The following is a 3,449-nucleotide window of genomic DNA, read 5'->3' as shown; positions in this document are numbered from 1 at the left end:
TGGCAAGTCAGCGGAGATCATGTTGGCGCCTGCATTCACGTCACTCAGACTCTCAATAGCCAATGGACCGGCCGTGAAAAGTCAGGGACAGGGGGTCGGTATGTGCAATGAGTAGGCTGTTTGTTCGGTCATCACAGCGAACCGACCGTGACGCCGTCGTCGTCGCACGCTTGCTTCAGCAGCCGATATCATCGTGTGACGTGCGGGCGGCGTTGATCCAGAAGCGTGTACGAAGTCAGTGGATTTCAGAGCGCAGGCGCAGCCATGAATGAAACGATCGGCTTGAGGTGATTAGACGTTTGACGAGGGGATAAATCTGCACTGGAAAGCGGGGACTTCTGCGTGATCGAATCGGCAGGGTGGAGCGTGGGGCGATGCCTCTGGACAAGGTGCTTGGTCAGGTTGTCTGCTCAAGCAGGGGAGAGACAACCGTTCCGAAAACCCTTAATCAAGAACGCCGATACGCTGCTCATCCGGCCAGAACAACGCCGCCTGCCCGCACGCCTGGCCCTGCGAGTCCAATAAGGTCCACACCACACCTGCATAGATCATGAACGGTTGATTATCCGCATCCACTCGCCAGCCGCTGTAGCCCTCGGCGATGCCATTGGCGGTGACTTGCTCCAGCAATACCTGGCGCGCAGCGCGATCGAGCTCCGAGGCGCTGAAACGTGAGGGCATGCCGATAAAGCTGTCGCGCGGGTACTTGAAGCATTGCAGTGCGCATTCGTTGACGTAGGTAAAACGCGGGTCGGCGGCGCCATCGTGGGCCAACAGGCTATAGGGCGCCTGAGTATGCAGCCAGGTGAGGCGTTGTTGCGAGTCCAGTTGCCGAGGGGACGGCAATCCGTGGCCGGTCCAATGTCGGTAGCTTTCATCAAGCACTTTTATGAGCTGTTCTTGAGACACCTGTCACCTCGCATAGTGAGTTTGAAACGTTTGCCCTTTGGCAGGCACGCCGTAGCGAGCGCAAGGTCGCCGCGATGCCGTTACGCTGCCAGTGGTGTAATCAGCGAGCAAGCAAAGATGTTTTTATTAGAGGATTTATTTCTGAGACGGTACGCTATATCCCAGTCTGCAACGGTTAGTTGATGTTGTTTTGCCACCTTGATCGCCTGGCTTACATGAAAAGGGGCGTGACCGAAGACCATGTTTTCCGGGTTTTCATCAGGCACCATTATGATATATTTATTGACCATGGTATTTAAAGGTTGATAAATTAAATTTAATTATTATTTGTGGATTAGTGGAGGTGCGCTGGTTTAAATATTGCTAGAGGGCAAGAATGAGAATTCTTGCGTCGAAACGCCACAGGGCTTAACGTAACAGACTGCCCGCTAATATGAGTGACTGTCATGAGTGATATTTTAAATAAAATAAAACATTATAAGCTTCAGGAAATAGAGGCAGCGAAAGCGAGTTTGCCATTAAGCCGCCTCAAGCAGCTTGCCCTCGAACAGTCCAGCCCGCGCGGTTTTTATAAAGCACTGAAAGCAAAAGAACAGCAGGGTCTGATAGGGTTAATCGCAGAAATTAAAAAAGCCAGTCCGTCAAAAGGTCTGATTCGCGAAGACTTCAACCCTCCCGAACTGGCGAAGGCCTATGAAGTCGGTGGGGCCGCCTGTTTATCCGTTCTTACCGACACACCAAGCTTTCAGGGCTCCCCGCAGTTTCTCATTGACGCGCGAAATGCGTGCGCCCTTCCCGTGCTGCGCAAGGACTTCATGTTTGATACTTACCAGGTGCATGAGGCACGTGCCTGGGGTGCGGATTGCATATTGCTGATCATGGCCTCATTGAGTGATGACCTGGCTGCCGAACTTGAAAGTGCGGCCATGACGCTGGGAATGGACGTTTTGGTAGAAGTGCATGACGAACATGAAATGGAGCGTGCGCTCAAACTGTCTTCCCCGCTGCTCGGCGTCAATAACCGTAACCTGCACACCTTTGAAGTAGATCTCGGCGTGAGCGAGCGACTGTCATCAATGGTGCCCGCAGGCAAACTTCTGGTCGGCGAAAGTGGAATCGGTAACCATAATGATTGCCTACGGCTCAAAAAATCCGGCATCACTACCTTTCTGGTCGGCGAAAGCCTGATGCGCAAAGAGGATGTAGTGGCGGCGACAAAAACACTGCTGACCGGCAGTGCTGACTGACACGTATTAAATTCATGGCTCAGAGGGGCGATCATGCGCTCCTCTGACGAGTCATTTGCCGTGGAGTCAGCATCCACGGCATCCCCAGCGGTCCGACCTGAAACAGTAGAAAACCCTTAAAGCGAAAACCTCCCGATGCGGTCGCAATCATCAAGTTGATTTCACCCATCGCTTTCTCGATTTCCTGAGTCGAGGTCTGGATGCGGTTGAAAATCAGAGCTCAAGAGCAGTCGCTGTTGTCGGGGGCGTCCCGCGTGACGACTTGATGCATGGGCTATCCCACGCAAGGCTTCATAACGATTCTCTGACCACCAGCGGGCAATCCACCGGCTGGGATCCCGAGACTTCGAGGCTTTCTATCAAGTGCCGTGCAGCATTGCGACCGATCTCGTAATACGGCAACTGCACCGTGGTCAGAGCGGGTATGAACAGCTCGGCAATGCCGATCATGTTGTCGTAACCAAGCACTGCAACATCGCCGGGGATTTTCAGGCCTTGGCCCAGCAGCAACTGGTAGGCACAAAAGGCAATGCGGTCATTGCCGCAGATCAGAATGTCGAACTGCGGACGGCCATCAATCATATGCCGTGCAAGGATGGCGGCGGTTTCCCAATAGGCGTCATGCTCGGACAGGTTGTATTGCAAGAGCTCGTCGCAAGCCAGGCCGAATGCCTCGCAGGCGCGCTGCATACCCGCTTGACGGATTTCCCAGGCCAGGCTCTGTTTAGGCAGGTTGATGAACAGCGGGCGTCGATAGCCCTTGCTGAACGCGTGGTGCAAGGCGCGGTACTGACCTGTCTCGTCGTCCGGCACATAACTGACAAGGCTGCTGTCATCGGCTACACAGTTGGCGAGCACCAGCGGTTTGCTCTTCAAGCGCTGGGGAATACTCACTTTGCGTAACCCCATGGCGCTGAAGATCAACCCGTCGGGGCGATGCGACAGCATCAGGTCAATGTTCTGGTCGGTAGGCGGATTGCTTAGCAGGTTGAGGATAAATACGTTCCAGCCTGCCTGCTGCGCGGTCTGTTCGATGGACAGCAGCAGCTCGACCGCAAACGGCGTCGTCGCAGTGTCCAGGGCAAATACGCCGATGGTTCGGGTCTGCAGGTTGTCGCCGCGAATCCTGCGAGCCGACAGGCTTGGTACGAATTGAAGCTCATCGATCGCGTTGCGCACTCGCTGATAAGTCTCGGGGCTCAGTTTTCCCGGATCATTGAGCGCTCGAGACACCGTCATCAGCGACACACCGGCCAGTTTTGCAACGTCTTTAACTGAGGTCATGCGAGGCGG

The 3,449-nt window shown here is 54.5% G+C and carries 3 protein-coding genes; 1 reads left to right on the top strand and 2 read right to left on the bottom strand.

The genetic code is table 11. The annotated features are described in order from the left end of the window. Positions 1-444: 444 nt before the first annotated feature. Positions 445-885 (bottom strand): MEKHLA domain-containing protein, encoded by a 441-nt coding sequence (locus N018_RS21430; RefSeq protein ID WP_024647070.1) that lies wholly within the window; start codon positions 883-885, stop codon positions 445-447. 470 nt (positions 886-1,355) lie between these two features. Between N018_RS21430 and trpC the strand changes: the two genes are divergently transcribed. After that, entirely contained in the window at positions 1,356-2,156 is an 801-nt protein-coding gene (gene trpC / locus N018_RS21425; protein ID WP_024647069.1) for an indole-3-glycerol phosphate synthase TrpC, read from the top strand. A 291-nt stretch (positions 2,157-2,447) separates the two neighbouring features. On the opposite strand, the gene N018_RS21420 is transcribed toward trpC, so the two are convergent. After that, positions 2,448-3,440, bottom strand: a complete 993-nt coding sequence (locus N018_RS21420; protein ID WP_024647068.1) for a LacI family DNA-binding transcriptional regulator — start codon at positions 3,438-3,440, stop codon at positions 2,448-2,450. Positions 3,441-3,449 lie beyond the last annotated feature (9 nt).

The organism is Pseudomonas syringae CC1557, assembly GCF_000452705.1.
GTDB lineage: Bacteria > Pseudomonadota > Gammaproteobacteria > Pseudomonadales > Pseudomonadaceae > Aquipseudomonas > Aquipseudomonas syringae_F.
Note: the sequence above shows the minus strand (reverse complement) of the source record. Positions and strands in the feature narration are given on the sequence as shown.

Excerpts from the sequence above, each read along its gene's own strand:
- trpC (WP_024647069.1), top strand. The coding sequence starts at position 1,356 with ATGAGTGATATTTTAAATAAAATAAAACATTATAAGCTTCAGGAAATA.
- N018_RS21420 (WP_024647068.1), bottom strand. The coding sequence starts at position 3,440 with ATGACCTCAGTTAAAGACGTTGCAAAACTGGCCGGTGTGTCGCTGATG.